Consider the following 18,438-nt stretch of genomic DNA (forward strand, 5'->3'; position numbering starts at 1 on the left):
AATAAGTTTGCCATTAGCATGAACTCAACAGTAAATCACTCATTTTCAGGAGATCATCATGGCAAGAATGACTGCGGCTGAAGCAGCCGTCTATGTATTGGAAAAAGAAGGCGTAAACCAGGCTTTTGGCGTTCCCGGCGCGGCGATCAACCCTTTCTACTCGGCCTTGCGCAAGCGCGGCAGCGTCAAGCACATCCTGGCGCGCCATGTGGAAGGTGCATCGCATATGGCGGAAGGTTTTACCCGCGCAGCGGCCGGCAATATCGGCGTCTGTATAGGTACTTCCGGCCCCGCAGGCACCGACATGATCACCGGCCTGTATTCGGCCCAGGCCGACTCCATTCCCATCCTGTGCATTACCGGCCAGGCGCCGCGTGCGCGGCTGTACAAGGAAGACTTCCAGGCCGTCGATATCGAATCCATCGCCAAACCGGTCACCAAATGGGCAGTTACCGTGCGTGAACCGGCGCTGGTGCCGCGCGTATTCCAGCAGGCCTTCCACCTGATGCGCTCCGGCCGTCCCGGCCCGGTGCTGATCGACCTGCCGTTTGACGTGCAGATGGGCGAGATTGAATTCGATCCCGATACCTATGAACCCTTGCCCGTCTATAAGCCGCAGGCCACCCGTGCACAGATAGAAAAGGCCATGACCCTGCTGAACGACGCCGAGCGCCCGCTGATCACGGCCGGCGGCGGCATCATCAATGCCAATGCGTCCGATCTGCTGGTGGAGTTTGCGGAGATCACCGGCGTGCCTGTGATCCCTACGCTGATGGGCTGGGGCACCATCCCCGACGACCACAAGCTGATGGCCGGCATGGTCGGCCTGCAGACCAGCCACCGCTACGGCAATGCAACAATGCTGGCATCCGACTTTGCGCTGGGCATAGGCAACCGCTGGGCCAACCGCCATACCGGTTCGGTGGAAGTATTCACCAAGGACAGGAAGTTCGTGCACGTCGATATAGAGCCGACGCAGATAGGCCGCGTGTTCGGCCCCGATTACGGCATCGTGTCCGATGCCGGCGCCGCGCTGAAACTGTTCGTCGAAGTCGCCAGGGAATGGAAGGCTGCCGGCAAGCTGAAAGACCGCTCCGCCTGGGCCGCCGATTGCCATGAACGCAAGCGCACGATGCACCGCCGTACACATTTCGACAATGTACCGGTCAAGCCGCAGCGTGTGTATGAAGAAATGAACAAGGCCTTCGGCCGCGAAACCCGCTACGTCAGCACGATAGGCTTGTCGCAGATTGCCGCCGCGCAGTTCCTGCATGTATACGGCCCACGCAACTGGATCAACTGCGGCCAGGCCGGCCCGCTGGGCTGGACTATTCCTGCCGCCCTGGGCGTGGTCGCTGCCGACCCGACGCGTGAAGTTGTGGCGATCTCGGGCGACTATGACTTCCAGTTCATGATAGAGGAACTGGCCGTGGGTGCGCAGTTCAATCTGCCGTACTTACAAATCGTCGTCAACAATTCCTACCTGGGCTTGATCCGCCAGTCGCAGCGCGGTTTCGAAATGGATTACTGCGTGCAGTTGGCGTTTGAAAACATCAATGCACCTGAACTGAACGGCTACGGCGTGGACCATATCACCGTCGTCGAAGGCCTGGGCTGCAAGGCCATCCGCGTATTGAACCATCAGGGCATACAGCCGGCGATCAAGCAGGCACGTGAATGGATGAAACAATACAAGGTGCCGGTCGTGGTTGAAATCATCCTGGAGCGTGTGACCAATATCGCGATGGGCACGGAAATCAATGCGATCAATGAATTTGAAGCGTTGGCCGAAGGCCGCGACGATGCGCCCACCGCGGTAGCGCTGCTGGACTGATCACCGCCTTCAAGTAAAACAAGCAAAAGGAAAACGCCATGACCAAACTTGCTGCCAACCTGACCATGCTCTTCAATGAGCTGGCTTTTATGGAACGTTTTGAAGCTGCCGCGCGGGCTGGATTCCGCGGCGTGGAATTTCTGTTCCCTTACGCCTTCCATGCAGACCAGATCGCCGACAAGCTGAACCTGTATCAACTGGATCTGGTCCTGCATAACCTGCCGGCCGGCAAATGGGAGGCTGGAGAACGCGGCATTGCCTGCCATCCTGACCGGGTAGGCGAATTCCAGGACGGCGTCGGCGAGGCAATCAAGTCCGCGAGGATACTCGGCGTCAAGCAACTGAATTGCCTGGTCGGCATACAGCCGCAAAACGCCAGCCGCGAACAGGCGCAGCAAACCCTGGTGGATAACCTGCGCTTTGCTGCCGAAAAACTGAAAGACGAGGGCCTGAAGCTGCTGGTGGAACCGATCAACACTTTCGACATTCCCGGCTTTTTCCTGTCCGGCACCGGACAGGCAGTGGAACTGATTAGGGCCACCGGCTCCGACAACCTGTTTGTGCAATACGACATCTATCACATGCAGCGCATGGAAGGCGAGATTGCCAACACCATCCGCGCCAACCTGCCTCTGATCAAGCATATACAACTGGCCGACAACCCCGGCCGCTTTGAACCGGGCACCGGCGAAATCAACTACCGCTATCTGTTCAAGCTGCTGGATGAACTGAACTATGAAGGCTGGATAGGCTGCGAGTACAAGCCGAAAGACGGCACCTTGGCGGGGCTGGGATGGCGGGAAGCACACGGAATTTAAGTTACTCAATATCTTACTGCGCGAACGTGATCGAGACTCATGCGCTGCTCGGAATACTCACGTACCTCAAGTACGTTCCGTTTCCTGTGCTGCTCTTCGCCTCGCTGACGTCCGCTCGCTACAGATCTTGAGCAACTTGGGAATGATGAAAAGATACAAAAGATATTCGACACTACGAAGGAGAACAGCATGGCAAAAGTAGGATTCATAGGATTGGGCATCATGGGTGCGCCGATGGCGGAAAACTTGCAGCGCGGCGGGCACAAGCTGTATCTGCACGACCAGAAAAATCCGCCTTACACACTGATAGAAGGTGGCGCCACAGTCTGCACCTCCGGTTCTGAAGTGGCCAAGCGCGCCGACATCATCATCGTGATGGTGCCGGATACGCCGCATGTAGAAGCGGTACTGTTTGGCGAAGACGGCGTCGCAGCAGGGCTCACTGCAGGAAAAACGGTGGTGGACATGAGCTCCATCTCACCTATCGCGACCAAGGATTTCGCCAGGCGTATCAATGCGCTGAACTGCGACTACCTGGATGCGCCGGTATCCGGCGGCGAAGTCGGCGCCAAGGCCGCATCGCTGACCATCATGGTCGGCGGCCCGCAAGCGGCCTTCGATGCGGTCAAGCCCTTGTTTGAACTGCTAGGCAAGAATATCACGCTGGTCGGCGGCAATGGCGACGGCCAGACTACCAAGGTGGCCAACCAGATCATCGTCGCGCTGAATATCCAGGCGGTGGCGGAGGCCTTGCTGTTCGCCTCCAAGGCCGGCGCCGATCCGGCCAAGGTCAGGCAGGCGCTGATGGGAGGCTTCGCCGCGTCGCGCATCCTGGAAGTGCATGGCGAACGCATGGTCAAGCGCACTTTCAACCCCGGTTTCCGTATAGAGCTGCACCAGAAAGACCTGAACCTGGCCTTGCAGGGCGCCAAGGCGCTGGGTGTATCTTTGCCGAATACGGCCACCGCGCAGGAACTGATGAATGCCTGCGCCGCCAACGGCATGAGCGGGCTCGATCACTCCGCACTGTGCCGCGCCATAGAGCTGATGTCCAACCACCAGATCGCCCAGGCTTGATGTTTTGTGCCGGGATGAATCAATACCCGGCCAGTTTTTCTTAACCGCGTTATGCTAGAACTTTTAATCATCAGGCTGCAATCATGACTATTGCCAATCCTAAACACTTCTTGCGTGAGCTGTACAACACGGCAGTGGATGCCGTCAGCGCGCAAAAATGCCTGCCGTCTTTCCTGCCCGCGCCGCCCAAGGGGCGTACGCTAGTGATAGGCGCAGGCAAAGGTGCGGCTGCCATGGCCAGCGTGGTGGAGCAGCATTGGCAGGGTGAGATATCCGGCCTGGTGGTTACCCGCTACGGCCACGGCGCCGACTGCAAGCGCATAGAAGTGGTGGAAGCGGCCCACCCGGTGCCGGACGCAGCGGGCCAGCAGGCGGCGGCGCGCATCCTGCAAATGGTGCAGGGGCTGACAGCAGACGATCTGGTGCTGTGCCTGATCTCCGGCGGTGGTTCTGCACTGCTGGCGCTGCCGGCCGAAGGCATTACGCTGGAACAGAAACAGGCGATCAACAAGGCCTTGCTGAAGAGCGGCGCGGCGATAGGCGAGATGAATTGCGTGCGCAAGCACCTGTCTGCCATCAAGGGTGGCCGCCTGGGTCTGGCCTGCGCACCGGCGCGGGTGGTGACGCTGCTGATTTCCGATGTGCCCGGTGATGAGCCCGGCATCATCGCCAGCGGCCCTACCCTGCCCGACGACACCACCTGCGAGCAGGCGCTGGCGATCTTGCGCAAATACGATATCGCTGTGCCTGCCAATATCGAGCAGCATCTGAGTTCCGGCAAAGGCGAAACACCTAAATCCAGCGACCCGCGCTTTCAGCATCACGAGCATCACATCATCGCCACTGCGCAGCATGCACTGGATGCCGCCGCTGAAAAAGCGCGCGCATCCGGCATCGCCGCGTATATCCTGTCCGACGGCATAGAGGGCGAAGCGCGCGATGTCGGCATCGTGCATGCAGCGCTGGCCAAGCAGATTGCCGGCAAGGGCCAGCCTTTCAGCAAGCCCTGTGTGGTGCTGTCCGGCGGTGAAACCACGGTGACCGTGCGCGGCAGCGGGCGCGGCGGCCGCAACGCAGAATTCCTGCTGAGCCTGGCCGTGACGCTGGACGGCTACCCCGGTATCTACGCGCTGGCCTGCGATACCGACGGCATAGACGGTTCGGAAGACAATGCCGGCGCCGTGTATGCCCCCGATTCCGCCGGCCGCGCGGCAGCACAGGGCCTGCGTCCGAAAAACCTGCTGGAAAACAACGACGGCTACGGCTTTTTCAATGCGCTGGACGACCTGATCGTCAGCGGCCCTACCCGCACCAATGTCAACGACTTCCGCGCGATGCTGATTTTATGACGAGCATGCGATAAGCGCGGCTAAACGCCGTAACCCTCCCGTTTTTGCTGCATGCGGAGCCCTTCCGCGGCGACCTCCCGATTCATTCGCGGCGGCTGGGGCTCTGCATCGCTTGCAAACATATTCCATCCCAATTTACTGTGAGCCTTCTTATTATGCGCCGTCTACGTAAAGCAAAAATCGTCGCCACTCTTGGCCCCGCCAGCGATGACAGAACCACGATACAGGCCCTGTTCGAAGCCGGCGCCGATGTCTTCCGTTTCAATTTCAGCCACGGTACGCACGCCGATCACCAGGTCCGCTACAACATCGTCAGGGATATAGAAAAATCGCTGGGCCGGCCTATCGCCATCCTGGCCGACTTGCAAGGCCCCAAGCTGCGGGTAGGCCAGTTCGCAGACGGCAAGGTGGTGCTGGAGGCTGGCGCAGAGTTCACTCTCGACAATGATCCTACCCCCGGCGACAGCCGGCGCGTTTGCCTGCCGCATCCGGAATTGTTTGCGGTGATTACCGGCGGCCAGTCGCTGCTGCTGGACGACGGCAAGCTGAAACTGCAAGTACTGGACAGCGACGGCCAGGCTATCCGCACCCGCGTGGTCAATGGCGGCGTGCTGTCCGACCGCAAGGGTGTCAATGTGCCGGATGCGGTACTGCCTATCCCGGCCTTGACCGCGAAAGACAAGCGCGACCTGTCGTTTGCGCTGGAGCTGGGTGTGGACTGGATTGCACTTTCCTTCGTGCAAAGGCCGGAAGATATCCTGGAGGCACGCGCCATCATAGGCCAGCGCGCCGGCTTGCTGGCCAAGCTGGAAAAACCGGCAGCACTGCAGCAACTGGATGCGATCGTGCAGGTATCCGACGCAGTGATGGTGGCGCGCGGCGACCTCGGCGTGGAGCTGCCGCCGGAACAGGTGCCCGGCGCGCAAAAACGCATACTGCGCAGTTGCCGCGCGCACGGCGTACCTATCGTGATCGCCACGCAGATGCTGGAATCAATGATCTCGGCACCGGTACCGACCCGCGCTGAAGCATCGGACGTCGCCAGCGCCATTTATGACGGCGCCGACGCGGTAATGCTGTCGGCAGAATCGGCCAGCGGCGCCTACCCGGTACAAGCGGTGCAAATGATGAACCGCATCATCAGCGAAGTGGAAAAAGATCCGCTATACCGCAATATGCTGGACGCACAGCAAGTCACACCGCGCGCCGACAAGGGCGACGCCATCTGCTCGGCCTTGCGCAGTGTCACGCAAATCATCGGTGCGGTTGCTACGGTGACTTACACGACTTCCGGCCACACCAGCCTGCGTGCCGCGCGCGAGCGGCCGTCGGCGCCGATACTCAGCATCACGCCGCAACTCTCTACCGCGCGCAAGCTGGCGCTGGTATGGGGCGTGCATTCTACCGTCAGCGACAAGGTCCACAATGTGGACCAGATGGTGGCAGCCGCCTGCAGCACCGCACTGAACGAAGGTTTCGCGCAACCCGGCGAGCAATTGACCATCACTGCCGGCATGCCTTTCGGCGAACCCGGCACCACCAATCTGCTGCGCATCGCCGAGGTCTGGCCACCGGCCTGAACCGGAGCGGCTACGCCCATTTAAGCCAAACCTGCCGCTGCAGCCACACAAGCCACAGCCTCTGGATCCAGAGGCTGCGGGACTTGCTACGCGCGTACCTTCCATAACCTGTTTTCATCGCCATGATCCATACTTACCGGCTACCCGGCCACCGCCGTCTGCAGGCAGCCCTGTGGGGAGCCCTGCAGAGTATTTTGAACGGTATCTCGCAGATTTACTTCCAGGCCTCGCCTTTGACTGGTGCAGTGCTGTTGTTAGCGCTATATGTCAGCAAACCGGCGCTGGCGCTGGCTGCCGTTGCCGGTGCGGTGGGCGCCAACCTGCTGGCCTATGCAATGCGCCTGCCGCATCAGCAGATCAGGCAAGGCGTGTATGCGTATAACGCAGCTCTCAGCGGCGTTGCGCTGTGCGCGATGTACCAGATGAACATGGCTCTGTTGGTTTGCCTGCTCGTTGCCATAGCGGCAAGCGTGGCGGGCGCCCAGCTCCTACCCCGCTGGAGCCGGCTGCCGCTATTGACAGCGCCGTTCGTGCTGATCATGTTATCGGCAGGCATTGCGGAACACCAGACTGGATACCTGCTGCGGCTGGTGCTATCAGCTAACACCGTTGCCGCACCAACGTCCCTGATCGAATATGCATTTTATGCGCTGGCCCGGGCCAGCTTCATAGCCACCGCTCCCTTGGGCATGCTGGTCTTTGCCGCGCTGGCGAGGCAGCATTGGCACCAGGCAATCTGGGCCCTGCTGGGTACAGTGGCGGCATGGTTGCTGCTGGCTGCCATCGATGCATCCGGCGATGCGGATTTGCAGCAATTTTTCTCACTGCATGCGATGGGGCTGGGGCTAAACTGCGCGCTGGCTGCGCAATGCCTGTGCGTGCAACAGCGCGCATGGCAATGGCGGCTGGCCGGCATCGTATTGACCCTGCTACTGGGCATGCTGTGCGCTGCCTGCGGCTTTTCCTGTTTTACCTTGCCTTTCGTGCTGGCGTGCTGGACCGTGTTGTATCTGTCAGCGCTAGCGGGCTTAGGTAGTCGGTCTGCAGTTACGCCGCCCTCCAGACGGGCGGACAGGCCGGATTGCCGGAAAAATGTGAAAACTTAAAACTCTTCCCAGTCATCAGCGGAAGGTTTGCTGACAGGCTTTGCTACGGGCTTGGCTCCCGGTTTCATCGCCGGCTTGCTTGCAGCAGGTTCTGCTTCTGCAGGCTCCGGCGCTGCTGCCAGCATGGGCCGCTTCAACGGCGCCGCTGTTCTCGTTGGGGTGGCCGAAGTTGCTCTTGCTGCGCTTGGCTTGCTGTTTTGCGCCAGCTTGAATACGCTGACCACCTGCGCCAGATTGGCCGCCTGCTCTTGCATGCTGGCGGCCGCCGCTGCCGCCTCCTCGACCAGCGCCGCATTTTGCTGCGTCACCTGGTCCATCTGCGTGATGGCCTGGTTAACCTGTTCTATGCCTGTGCTCTGCTCGCTGCTGGCGGCGGCGATCTCGCTCATGATGTCGGCCACCTGCTTGACCGAGGTCACGATCTCGTTCATAGAAACACCGGCATCATCCACCAGCTTGCTCCCGGCATCGACTTTTTCCACCGAATCATTGATCAGTTCCTTGATTTCCTTGGCTGCCCCCGCGGCACGCTGCGCCAGGTTACGCACTTCGGAAGCCACCACCGCAAAGCCACGGCCCTGTTCGCCGGCGCGCGCAGCCTCCACTGCGGCGTTCAGCGCCAGGATATTGGTCTGGAAGGCGATGCCATCGATGACGCCGATAATGTCCACGATCTTGCGCGAGCTTTCCTTGATGGAACCCATGGTATCGACGACCTGTTCCACTACCTTGCCGCCCTTGGTCGCATAGTCGCTGGCGGATACCACCAGCTGGTTGGCCTGCCGCGCATTGTCGGCATTCTGGCGTACCGTGGAAGTCAGCTCTTCCATTGACGATGCAGTTTCTTCCAGGCTGGACGCCTGTTCTTCGGTGCGCTGCGACAAGTCCAGGTTGCCGCTGGCGATTTCGCTGGATGCGGTAGCAATGGTATCGGTGCTGATCCTGACTTCGCTGACGGTGGTAATCAGGCTGTCGTTCATTTCCTTCAGCGATTGCAGCAGCTTGCCGGTTTCATTGGTGGAATCGACCTCGATATGCTGCGTCAGATCGCCGCTGGCAACCGTCTGCGCGATACTGACTGCATAATCCAGTGGCGCTGAAATGCTGCGTATCAGCCAGTAACCGACCACCGCACCCAGCAACAAGCCCAGCACGATCGCCGTGATGGACAGGGTACGGAAAGTGCTGAAATTGCTTTGCGATGTGTCGTATTCGCCCTTGCCCACATCAAGTTGTATTTTAATTAATCCATCCATGTCGGAAAACAGCGGTACGGCAAGCTGCGTCATCGGGCCCTGCAAAAGCTCGGTGGTCTTGGCCACGTCTTTTGCTCGCATCGCCACCAGTGCCGGCTTCACTGCGTCGCTGGCAAACTTGTTGCGGCTCTCGGTATAGTGGTCGGCCAGCTTCTTTTCATCCGGGGTCAGGTAGGTGGCCATGTATTCCCCCCAGATCTTGTCTCCCTGCTCCAGCAATTTCTCGACATCGGCGGCCTGCTGGTCCAGCGTGCCGGGATCCAGGGCTATCGCCTTGGCTATCCCCAGTTGCTGGCGATTGACGATACGGGCGACAGAATCCAGTTGCCCCAGTGCGATCAGCCTGTCTTCATACAGGGTTTTAAAAGAGCCGTTGGTGGCACCCAGGCTATACAAGCCGCTCAGACCTATCGCGGCCAGCAGCACCGACAAAAAGGCAATGACAAAGATCAGGCGTGATTTGATGGTGGTATTTTTGAACATCTGGCTCACCTTGGGTTGGCTGGAGTCTGGGGAAAACATATGGCAGGCGGGAGCGCGCCATGTAAGTAGAACTCATTTCATCAATAGGAGCGAGTGCGAACGAATCCATTTGGGATGCAGTGCGAGGCGTGTCGCGACGCAAAGGGTGGCTCCCTTTGCTAGCGGCGCAACGCTGCAATGCGCCCAAATGGGCCGTTCCCGAAGGGTTTGTCTTAAAAGTGGCGCTGGCCGCGTTGCGCTCGTTGTCAATAGCTCGCTATTGACGCCTCGCACGCCTTGCCAGCGCCGCTTTTAAGACAAACGCATCTCACTCCTATTGATGAAATGAGTTCTAAAATCAAGCAGAATCTAAGCAGAATCGAATACAATGCCCATGCCCGGCGGCACCGGCCTTGCAGCCGGACGGTGCATTGCCTCTGGTCAACGAACATGCGCTACCGATGCCTAAAGTTCATTTATCCATCTTTAACAATCCGTAAGCACAATCGCCAACCCTTGCTTGCCATTGCGACAAGCAAGCTGACAACAGCCGCCCGCAGAAGGCGCTACAAGTGCTTTTTATACTCGGCAACCGCTTCCTGCAGATCCTTGTATTGTTCGCAAGACGAATTGCACAGGCTCGCCAATGCCGCCAACTGCTTTTCCGCATTGGGAAGGTCTTTCGCCTGCAGATAGGCTTCGCCCAGGTATTCATGCGCGCCCAGATGTCCGGGGTTCAGCTTCAAGGCTATCTCGTAATGTTCAAAGGCCTTGTCCAGATTGGCTTGCTTGCGATAGGTATAGCCGAGCAGGTTATGGATGTCGGCATTATTCGGGTCCAGCGCCACCGCCTTTTGCAGGCTGGCCAGCGCCGGCTTCCATTGTTTGGCATCCAGCGATTTGCGCGCGTCTTCATAATAGGATTTGGCAGTGGGCGCCGGCGCCACAGTCGGCATATCCGACGCCAGGCAAGAGGCAGCCTGGCAAACCAGGCACAGGGCTAGCAGGTGTTTTTTCATGGGCAGCTCCCATTACGGTGGCACTGAAAAACCAGGCGCAGGCAAACTCATGCCTACCGTGGCCTGGAGCAATTCTTGCTGTGCTTTTTACTGTACTCGTTCGTCTTGCTTTAGCTTATGCAGCCTATGCCGCCAGGGCGGTACTGGCAAGGAAAAAATCAAGGCAGAGCGGGTTTCGCAACATCCGCCATCGCAGTCACTGTCTATTTCTCAACTGCGTCGCTATACAACACATATAATTAACAAAGAATACACGCCATGCTGTGCGGATGATGTTTGCTGCATTGCGTCGCCCCTACTCTCGAAAAACCGATGACATGAAAGGCCATTGTGACCCCTGCCACGTCCGACACGCCACACCGACCTGAGCCGCCCAGACTGGAACTCTCCGGCATCTGCAAGAGCTATCCCGCAGTCGTCGCCAATGACAATGTCAGCCTGACTGTCGGCCCCGGTGAAATCCATGCGGTGCTCGGTGAAAACGGCGCAGGCAAATCCACGCTGATGAAGATCATCTTCGGCGCAGTCAAACCGGATGCAGGCACCGTGCGCTGGAATGGTGCCGCCGTACATATTGCCAATCCCCAGGATGCACGCAAGCTGGGCATAGCGATGGTGTTCCAGCATTTTTCACTGTTTGATACGCTGACGGTCGCTGAAAATATCGCGCTCGGCCTGTCCGCCGACGTCAATATGGCGAAGCTGGCCGAACAGATACGCCAGACCGGCCACAACTATGGACTGGAGCTGGAGCCGCATCGCCATGTGCACACGCTGTCGGTCGGCGAGCGGCAAAGGGTGGAAATCGTGCGTGCGCTGCTGACCCGGCCCCAGTTGCTGATACTGGACGAGCCTACATCCGTGCTGACGCCGCAGGCGGTGCAAAAACTGTTTGTCACCTTGCGCAAGATCTCGGCGGAAGGATGCAGCATCCTGTATATCAGCCACAAGCTCGATGAAATCCGTGAGCTGTGCCATTCCGCCACGGTAATGCGCGGAGGCAAAGTCACCGGCCATTGCGATCCGGCGCAGGAGACTGCGGCCAGCCTGTCGCGCCTGATGATAGGCGCGGAACCGCAACAAGAGGCAGAGCCAAAACCGCATGCGCCGGGCGAAGTGCGCTTGCAGATACGCCAGCTCAGCCTGGCGCGCGCGCACGCTTTTGCCACGCCGCTGGACAGCATCAGCCTGGATGTATGCAGCGGCGAAATCGTCGGCATCGCCGGCGTGTCCGGCAACGGCCAGCAGGAATTGCTGGCCGCACTGTCCGGCGAAGACCGCCGCGCCAGGCCGGACATGATCACACTGACCGGCAAGGCAGTCGGCAATCTGGGACCCAATGCGCGCCGTGCGCGCGGCCAGAGCCTGGTGCCGGAAGAGCGCCTGGGCCGCGGCGCGGTGCCGGAGATGAGCCTGACTGACAACATGCTGCTGTCGCACCAGAAAGCGCCGTTTGTCGTGAACGGCATGATACGGTTTGCGCATGCAGTCCAGGCTGCCGCCGACATCATAGCCCGCTTCAAGGTCAAGGCCTCCGGCCCGGCAGCACTGGCCAAAAGCCTGTCCGGCGGCAACTTGCAGAAATTCATTGTCGGCCGCGAAATCGTGCGCCAGCCCCAGGTGTTTGTGGTGGCGCAGCCGACCTGGGGGGTGGACGTGGGCGCGGCAGCGCAAATCCATCATGAGATACGCCTGCTGAAAGAAGCAGGCTGCGCGGTATTGATCATTTCCGAAGAACTGGACGAGCTGTTTCACCTGTGCGACCGCCTGCATGTGATTGCCAAGGGCAGGCTGTCGCCGTCTATCTCCAGCCGGCTGGCAACACGCGAACAGATAGGATTGTGGATGAGCGGATTGTGGGATAAAAACGAAGCCGATGACGAGCACGGCAACAGCGGCGGCCTGGCAGCTTTCACCACACAGCGGGGGGAGCTAGCCGGTGTCTAATCCCTTTGCCGCCTTTTTCCCTGTCAAGCTGGAACTGCGCGCGGTACCGTCGCGCAATATGGCTTACTTTTCTCCAGTACTGGCACTGGCGCTGACGCTGTTTTTCGGCGCGCTGCTCTTTCTGGCGCTGGGCAAGAATCCGCTCAGCGGCCTGCAAGTCTTCTTGCTGGAACCGCTGAAGACGCGTTCTTCCATTTCTGAACTGCTGCTGAAGACCACGCCGCTGGTCTTGTGCGCACTGGGCTTGTCGATCTGCTATCGCGCCAATGTCTGGAATATCGGGGCGGAAGGCCAGTTGATCGCCGGTGGTATCGCAGCCGGCAGCACGGTGCTGATGTTCGATAACAGCGCCCACCTGCTGCCCGGCGGCATGGTGCTGTTGCTGGCCAGCCTGGCGGGCATCGCAGGCGGGGCCTTGTGGGCTGGCATCACCGCGCTGCTGCGCGACCGCTTCAATGCCAATGAAATCCTGGTATCGCTGATGCTGACCTATATCGCGCAATTGCTGCTGATGTATATGGTGAACGGCCCGCTGAAGGATCCGCACGGGATGAACTTCCCGCAGTCGCGCGTGTTTTCTTCCGAATTCCTGCTGCCCGTGCTGTTTGCCGGCAGCCGCCTGCATATAGGCTTTGCGGTGATGCTGGTCGCAACCGCAGTGATGACGGTATTTGTATACCGCAGCTTTGCCGGTTATCGGCTGACGGTAGGCGGGCTGGCGCCGCTGGCCGCCAGGTATGCGGGATTTTCCAGCCGCCGCGCGCTGTGGACTTCGCTGCTGATTTCCGGAGGTTTTGCCGGCATCGCCGGAGCCTTTGAAGTAACCGGCCCCATAGGCCAGGTCTTGCCATCCATTTCGCCCGGCTATGGCTTTGCCGCGATCATTGTCGCTTTTGTCGGCAGGCTGAATCCGATAGGCAGCATCTTCGGCGGCCTGATCCTATCGCTGTTCTATCTGGGCGGCGAGATGGCGCAATCGCGCCTGGGCCTGCCCTCCGCCATCACCGGGCTGTTCCAGGGCATGCTGCTGTTCCTGCTGCTGGCCTGCGACACGCTGATCAACTACCGTTTGCGCTGGCTGAAGCCGGCGGCAAATGCGCACACTGCATAAGGGCATCCATGGAAAATCTCGCCGCGCTGATCGCCGCCTCCATCAACTCCGGTACGCCGCTGCTGATCGCCGCGCTGGGCCTGCTGATCAATGAACGCGCCGGCGTGCTGAACCTCGGCGCCGAAGGCATGATGCTGGTCTCGGCCATCGCCGGTTTTGCGGTCGGCTACCAGACCCAGAGTCCGCTGCTCGGCTTTGCCGCCGGTGCGCTGGCCGGCATGCTGATGTCCAGCCTGTTTGCGTGGCTGGCGCTGGTGCTGGCAACCAACCAGGTGGCCACCGGGCTGGCGCTGTCCATCTTCGGTGCCGGCCTGTCCGCCTTCATGGGGCAATCCTTCGTCGGCATGTCGCTGACCATCAAGCCCACCGCCATTCCCTATTTGTCTGACCTGCCCTTTGTCGGCGTGGCTTTGTTCAGCCACCACTGGATCGTGTATTTCAGCCTGCTGCTATGCGTCGCCATTATCTGTTTCCTGTATCGCACGCGCGCCGGCCTGGTGCTGCGCTCCATAGGCGAATCGCCGGAATCGGCGCATGCGCTCGGTTATCCGGTACGCAGCATACGCTTTGCCGCACTGCTGTTCGGCGGCGCCTGCTGCGGTATCGCCGGTGCCTACCTGTCGCTGGTGTACACACCGATGTGGGTAGAGGGCCTGGTCGCGGGGCGCGGCTGGATCGCGCTGGCGCTGACCACCTTTGCAACCTGGCGTCCGGCACGGGTCTTGCTGGGAGCTTTATTGTTTGGTAGCGTCACCATATTGCAATTTCATTTCCAGGCGATAGGCATAGCGATACCCTCGCAGATCCTGTCGATGTTGCCGTATGTCGCCACTATCGTGGTGCTGGTGCTGATTTCTCGTAATCCGGACTGGATACGACTGAATATGCCGGCTTCGCTGGGCAAGCCTTTCCGTCCGGGTTAGATTGCCTGATTGTTGTTTGGATTCTGTTTGATTTTGGTTGTCCCATTTATCTATAAAAAGGAAAGCATCCATGAAATTCACACGTCGACATACGCTGGCAGCCGCACTGTCAGTGGCCGCGCTCAGCCTGTTCGGCTGCGGCCAGAAAGAAGAAGCCAAGCCTGCGGAAGCTGCCGGAGCATCCACCCCGGCACCTGCAACGGCACCGGCCGCCAAGACGGCAGAACCGCTGAAGGTGGCCTTCGTGTATGTCGGCCCGGTGGGCGATGCCGGCTGGACCTATGCTCATGATGCAGCGCGCAAGGCAGTGGAAGCCAAATACGGCGACAAGGTAAAGACTTCCTTCGTCGAAAACATCCCGGAAAGCGCAGCCGATGCCGAGCGCGTGATGCGCGATCTGGCCAGCAACGGCAACAAGCTGATCTTCGGCACCACCTTCGGCTATATGGAAGCGATGCTGAAAGTGGCAAAAGACTTTCCAGACGTGAAGTTTGAACATGCCACCGGTTACAAAACCGCAGCCAACCTGGCGCAATACGATGTACGCACCTATGAAGGTGCCTACCTGGCCGGCGTGGCCGCAGGCAAGCTGACCAAATCCAACAAGCTGGGCGTGGTCGGGTCGGTGCCCATCCCTGAAGTGCTGCGCAATATCAATTCCTTCACACTGGGCGCCAGATCGGTCAACCCCAAGATCACGACCAAGGTCGTCTGGGTGAATAAATGGTTCGATCCGGGCAAGGAGCGTGAAGCAGCAACCACGCTGATAGGCCAGGGCGTGGACGTGCTGATGCAAAATACCGACTCCGCCGCTGTAGTTCAAACAGCGCAGGAAAAAGGCGTGTATGCCTTCGGCTGGGATAGCGACATGAGCAAGTTCGGTGACAAGGCGCATGTGGCCGCATCCGTTATCGACTGGAGCGTGTACTACAACAAGCGCGTAGGCGAGGCGCTGGATGGAAGCTGGAAATCCGACACCACCTGGTGGGGCCTGAAAGAAGGCATGATAGACCTGAAAGCCTTCAATGCCAGCCTGAGCGACGATATCAAGAAAGCCATCGCCGAAAAACGCCAGGGTGTGATCGACGGCACAGCCCCTATCTGGAAAGGTCCGATCAAGGACAATACCGGCAAGGAGGTGCTGCCCAAGGACAAGGTTGCCGACGACAAATTCCTGCATGACATCATCTTTTATGTCGAAGGCGTGGAAGGCAAAGTACCGGGCTAAGCGCCATCAGACGGTATCCAAAAACGGCTGGCCCTGCGCCAGCCGTTTTTTATTTGTGCGGACTATCGCGTATACTGAAGCCACTCCTTTATTCAAGCCCTTCACCATCAGGATTTTTCCTATGTCCGATCATCCAGACCTGGAACTCGCGCAGCAGACCTTGCGCGACTATCATCAATTTCTGCAGCAGCAATTGCAGCATGAGCAGGCGCGCGAGGACGCGGATGAAGAAACCCTGGACGAACTGGAAGAGCATCTGCAAGAGATAGAAAGCGAACAGCAAACGCTGACGCCGGCCGTCATCCACAAGGCGCTGACGGTGTATGCGCCCTTCTTGCAGGCCATGCAATAAAATACGGCAATACCGACAATTCGCCCTCAATAAGCCGCAATAAGTCAAAAGACCGGGAGACAGCAATGGGAAAAGTGGAAGACGCGCTTGCCACGCAATTGGCCAATATCCAGCAGCGTACCGGGAAGTCGCTGGCGGAACTGAGCAAGATAGCCAAGAATTGCGGCCATACCAAGCACGGTGAAATACGCGATTACCTGAAAACCACGCTGGCCCTGGGCCACGGCGATGCGAACTCCCTCACCCACTACGTGCTGAAAGCCGACACTGCTGCAGATGCTTCCGGCGCAGCGGATGGCCAGGACGATACAGACGCGGCCGATGCACTGTATTCCGGCCCCAAGGCAGCCTTGCGCCCCATCCATGACGCGGTGATGGCGCGCCTGGCCGGCTTCGGTGAATTCGAGATATCGCCGAAGAAAACCTACCTCAGCCTGCGCAGGAAAAAGCAGTTCGCGATGCTGGGGCCGGCCACCAATACCCGTGTGGAACTGGGGCTGAACATCAAATCTCTGCCGGCCAATGCGCGACTGCTGGAACAGGCCGCCGGCGGCATGTGCAATTACAAGGTCAAACTAGTCAGTGTGGAAGAGGTCGACGCCGAGCTGATGTCCTGGATCAAGCTGGCCTTTGCCGGCGCGGGCTAGTCTGCCGCCGTCCTTAGCGGCGGGCCATGCAGACTTGAAGGAAAACACTAAACCTGTTGCGGACAGATCGCCTATCATTCAGCAAGCATTAATCAGCAACCAAACTATCTACTATCGCCTGCAATTTATATGAGCATCAAACTGGAAAAAGAAGTCGAGGAGCGTCTGATCGGCTCCATACAACGTTATGTATCTGAAAACCTGGATGAAAGCATAGGTGAGCTGAAGGCACGCCTGTTTCTGGATTTTTGCGTCAAGGAGATAGGCGCAAGCATCTATAACCAGGCAATACGCGACGCGCAATCGCATATGCAGGACAAGGTAGCTGAGATGGACGGCACTTGCTACGAGACCGAGTTCGCATACTGGAACAAGAAGTCCTGATGCATGCAGGGCCGGTCCGGCCCCTGCCATGACTTTGCAATCAATGCCGCCTTAGTGGTCAATCCGGCATTGCTCGCGCAGGTATTCGATGAAGGCATGCTGCATGGGCGTTGCCAGCCAGTCCAGCCGCGTGGTGTAGCCAACCGTGCGCTCTGCCTCGGGCGTTTCCATGTCCAGCGCCACCACGTCATTCCTGTAATTGCCGTACAGGATATGCGAGCGCGACAGCAGTGAAATGCAGTCGTTTTCTTCCAGCATCGCCATCATCATCGCCAGCGAACTGGTTTCCACCACAACGCGCGGGCGATGCGGCAAGGTCGCCAGCATGGTTTCCACCACGGTGCGCCGCGGCATATCTTTTTGCGGCACGACCCAGCCATAGGCTGCCAGATCCTTGCGGCTGACGCTCTCCCGCGTGGCAAGCTCATGTCCCTTGCGTACCACCACGACATACGGATCGGTAAATAGCGCAGATTCGACCACATCCCCCTGCAGCCTGGGTTCGCGCAGCGCGCCGACGATCACGTCTATGGCACCGAACTGCAGGTCATTCATCAGGCGCGTATGCGATCCTTCATGGATGGTAACCGCGACCTCCGGATAATCTTCGCGCAGGCGCCGGATCACGCGCGCCAGCAAGCGCTGCGGCAACAGCGGCAGCATGCCCACCGATACTTGCCCGCTGGCCAGCCCGCGCGCGGACGACAGATCGTTGGCCGCCTGGTCGATTTCATGCAAGGCAAGGCTGAGCCGGCGCGCAAACCCTATCCCCGCCGCATTGGCAGACACGCTATGCACGCGCCTCCGGTATAGCGCAACGCCGACGGTGTCTTCCAGCGCGCGTGCCGCCCTGTGCACTGCCGGCTGCGAAATACCCAGCTTGCGTGCGGCAGCGGAAGCAGAACCCAGCTGCACGATCGCAATATGGCAGCGTATCTGCGCATCGGTCAGATGGCGGCAGACGATGCCGACGTCGACGGAGCGCGACTTGCTGCCGGCCAGCAGCTCCACTACCGCGGCTTCCATCTGGTCGAACATCCTGCGCACCCGGCGCTGCAACAGCGTCCCTTCCAGCGTCAATTCGCTGCCGCCGTAGCCGCGCTCGAACAAGGTCGCGCCAAAACTCTCTTCCAGTTTCTTGATGGCCAGGCTGACAGCCGGCTGCGTCATGCCGATAGCATCGGCCGCATGGCTGATGCCCTTCTCGCGACACACCGCATCAAAAAAAAGCAGGCGCCGCAGGCGCACTGTGTCATCGCTGATCACTACCACTTTCTTTCCTTAAAACAAGATTATATGCCTATAAGCTTAACTTAAATTTATGCCAAACGGCGTACTTGAAATT

Annotated in this window: 16 protein-coding genes; 13 read left to right on the forward strand and 3 right to left on the reverse strand. The window is 59.2% G+C overall.

What is annotated here, in order from left to right:
- The first annotated feature begins 58 nt into the window (after positions 1–58).
- The 6 genes from gcl (at position 59) to IEW12_RS23555 (ending at position 7,764) form a co-directional block, all read left to right on the forward strand.
- Entirely contained in the window at positions 59–1,834 is a 1,776-nt protein-coding gene (gene gcl / locus IEW12_RS23530) for a glyoxylate carboligase (protein ID WP_188568580.1), read from the forward strand.
- A gap of 38 nt (positions 1,835–1,872) precedes the next feature.
- On the forward strand, positions 1,873–2,652 hold the full coding sequence (gene hyi, locus IEW12_RS23535; RefSeq protein WP_188568581.1) for a hydroxypyruvate isomerase: 780 nt from the start codon (positions 1,873–1,875) through the stop codon (positions 2,650–2,652).
- A gap of 162 nt (positions 2,653–2,814) precedes the next feature.
- Positions 2,815–3,729 carry a 2-hydroxy-3-oxopropionate reductase gene (glxR, locus tag IEW12_RS23540; protein ID WP_268237272.1) on the forward strand — a complete coding sequence of 305 codons (915 nt, stop codon included), beginning with the start codon at positions 2,815–2,817 and terminating at the stop codon, positions 3,727–3,729.
- Between the two features lie 83 nt (positions 3,730–3,812).
- Positions 3,813–5,078 carry a glycerate kinase type-2 family protein gene (locus tag IEW12_RS23545; RefSeq protein ID WP_188568583.1) on the forward strand — a complete coding sequence of 422 codons (1,266 nt, stop codon included), beginning with the start codon at positions 3,813–3,815 and terminating at the stop codon, positions 5,076–5,078.
- Between the two features lie 155 nt (positions 5,079–5,233).
- Positions 5,234–6,658, forward strand: a complete 1,425-nt coding sequence (gene pyk, locus IEW12_RS23550; RefSeq protein WP_188568584.1) for a pyruvate kinase — start codon at positions 5,234–5,236, stop codon at positions 6,656–6,658.
- 122 nt (positions 6,659–6,780) lie between these two features.
- Entirely contained in the window at positions 6,781–7,764 is a 984-nt protein-coding gene (locus tag IEW12_RS23555; protein WP_188568585.1) for an urea transporter, read from the forward strand.
- Here the strand turns inward: IEW12_RS23555 and IEW12_RS23560 are convergent.
- Entirely contained in the window at positions 7,761–9,503 is a 1,743-nt protein-coding gene (locus tag IEW12_RS23560) for a methyl-accepting chemotaxis protein (protein ID WP_188568586.1), read from the reverse strand. The genes IEW12_RS23555 and IEW12_RS23560 overlap by 4 nt on opposite strands.
- Positions 9,504–10,048: 545 nt before the next feature.
- On the reverse strand, positions 10,049–10,501 hold the full coding sequence (locus tag IEW12_RS23565) for a tetratricopeptide repeat protein (protein ID WP_188568587.1): 453 nt from the start codon (positions 10,499–10,501) through the stop codon (positions 10,049–10,051).
- A 393-nt stretch (positions 10,502–10,894) separates the two neighbouring features.
- Here IEW12_RS23565 and IEW12_RS23570 point away from each other — a divergent pair, with 393 nt between their 5' ends.
- The 7 genes from IEW12_RS23570 (at position 10,895) to IEW12_RS23600 (ending at position 17,093) form a co-directional block, all read left to right on the forward strand.
- A complete protein-coding gene (locus tag IEW12_RS23570) occupies positions 10,895–12,448 on the forward strand; it encodes an ABC transporter ATP-binding protein (protein ID WP_188568869.1) in 1,554 nt (517 codons plus the stop codon).
- Positions 12,449–12,506: 58 nt separating this feature from the next.
- Positions 12,507–13,559, forward strand: coding sequence for an ABC transporter permease (locus tag IEW12_RS23575; RefSeq protein WP_188568870.1), 1,053 nt, complete (start codon positions 12,507–12,509; stop codon positions 13,557–13,559).
- An 8-nt stretch (positions 13,560–13,567) separates the two neighbouring features.
- Complete coding sequence (locus IEW12_RS23580) at positions 13,568–14,482, forward strand: ABC transporter permease (protein ID WP_188568588.1); 915 nt, start codon at positions 13,568–13,570, stop codon at positions 14,480–14,482.
- Between the two features lie 70 nt (positions 14,483–14,552).
- Positions 14,553–15,710 (forward strand): BMP family ABC transporter substrate-binding protein, encoded by a 1,158-nt coding sequence (locus IEW12_RS23585; RefSeq protein ID WP_188568589.1) that lies wholly within the window; start codon positions 14,553–14,555, stop codon positions 15,708–15,710.
- A gap of 121 nt (positions 15,711–15,831) precedes the next feature.
- On the forward strand, positions 15,832–16,062 hold the full coding sequence (locus tag IEW12_RS23590; protein WP_188568590.1) for a hypothetical protein: 231 nt from the start codon (positions 15,832–15,834) through the stop codon (positions 16,060–16,062).
- 65 nt (positions 16,063–16,127) lie between these two features.
- Entirely contained in the window at positions 16,128–16,709 is a 582-nt protein-coding gene (locus IEW12_RS23595) for a DUF5655 domain-containing protein (protein WP_188568591.1), read from the forward strand.
- Positions 16,710–16,838: 129 nt separating this feature from the next.
- Positions 16,839–17,093 (forward strand): DUF2164 domain-containing protein, encoded by a 255-nt coding sequence (locus IEW12_RS23600; RefSeq protein WP_188568592.1) that lies wholly within the window; start codon positions 16,839–16,841, stop codon positions 17,091–17,093.
- A gap of 51 nt (positions 17,094–17,144) precedes the next feature.
- Here IEW12_RS23600 and IEW12_RS23605 read toward each other — a convergent pair whose 3' ends face one another.
- Positions 17,145–18,365, reverse strand: a complete 1,221-nt coding sequence (locus IEW12_RS23605) for a LysR family transcriptional regulator (protein ID WP_229751313.1) — start codon at positions 18,363–18,365, stop codon at positions 17,145–17,147.
- Positions 18,366–18,438 lie beyond the last annotated feature (73 nt).

The sequence above is a fragment of the Parundibacterium terreum genome, from assembly GCF_014636315.1.
GTDB classification, from domain to species: domain Bacteria; phylum Pseudomonadota; class Gammaproteobacteria; order Burkholderiales; family Burkholderiaceae_D; genus Undibacterium; species Undibacterium terreum.